The sequence below is a fragment of the Bergeyella anatis genome (assembly GCF_036016955.1).
GTDB lineage: Bacteria > Bacteroidota > Bacteroidia > Flavobacteriales > Weeksellaceae > JAYWXI01.
In genome coordinates, this window is record NZ_JAYWXI010000066.1 from 1 (window position 1) to 1,132 (window position 1,132).

1 protein-coding gene is annotated in these 1,132 nt (G+C 36.9%); it reads right to left on the reverse strand.

Translation table 11 applies throughout. From position 1 onward, the window contains the following. Positions 1–75: 75 nt before the first annotated feature. Positions 76–1,132, reverse strand: a 1,057-nt coding sequence (locus VQ048_RS12205) for a TraM recognition domain-containing protein (protein ID WP_327611929.1), incomplete at its 5' end; no start/stop codon positions are given.

Genomic DNA, 1,132 nt, shown 5'->3' on the forward strand with positions numbered 1-1,132 from the left:
GAAAGCTTATACCTATAACAAAAGACGATTCAAATGATTCTGAACCGTCTTCGTATAGTATTGAAATGTATTGAATTATTCCTCTTCCTTCTCAACCAAATGTTGTAAATCTGGGTCATTAGCAATTCTCTCCATTTCACTTTCTACAAGGGTTACAATATCGGTTTTGATTTGCTTGTAATTCGCCTCTACTTGTCGTTTCATTTCTTCATCACTGAAGGATAAAATGTTAGGTATTTTTTTGTAGGCTTTAGTTTCTTTGGCGACCTTCTCATTATCTACCACAATTTGAGCGTGGAATATCTTTTGGTCGATACGCTGATCGAAGTTATCCGATACCGAACCAACAAACATCCCTTGTGTAAGATTAGATATTTTACTGGGTGGAATTAAACTATCCATTTGAGTGCTAATCGAGGTCGATTTATCACTTCGGTTGATGGTCATACTCTGGCGTTTTTGTAATACCTTTCCGAAACGCTCGGACAAGGTTTTCGCGGTTTCGCCAACTACCTGTCCACTAAAAATATTACCTACCGTATTTTGGATTACTTTACTCTCTTTATCCCCATAATCACGAGTAAGCTGTGAAAAATCTTGAAAACCTAAACAAACCGCTACTTTATTACTCCTTGCTGTAGCAATTAAGTTATCCAATCCACGAAAATAAATTGTAGGTAACTCATCAATAATTACAGACGATTTTAACTGCCCCTTTTTATTGATGAGTTTTACAATACGAGAGTTATAAAGCCCTAAGGCCGCCGAATAAATATTTTGCCGATCAGGATTATTACCAACACAAAGAATTTTAGGCTCTTTTGGGTTGTTAATATCTAATGAAAAATCATCACCCGTCATTACCCAGTATAATTGTGGTGAAATCATTCTTGAAAGTGGAATTTTGGCACTCGCTATCTGTCCTTGTAATTGGTCTTGGGCTCCGCCTTGCCAAGCGTCCATAAAAGGTGATAAATAGTTTTCCAATTCGGTGTAGGAAGTTAAAATCGTAAAGATGTCTGCATAGGGCTTATTTAGTAATTCAATGGCGTGTGGGAAGGTACAATACTTACCATTCTCATAGATTTTCAAAAACCAAATGATAGCGGCTAACAAAATGATGGGCGATTCC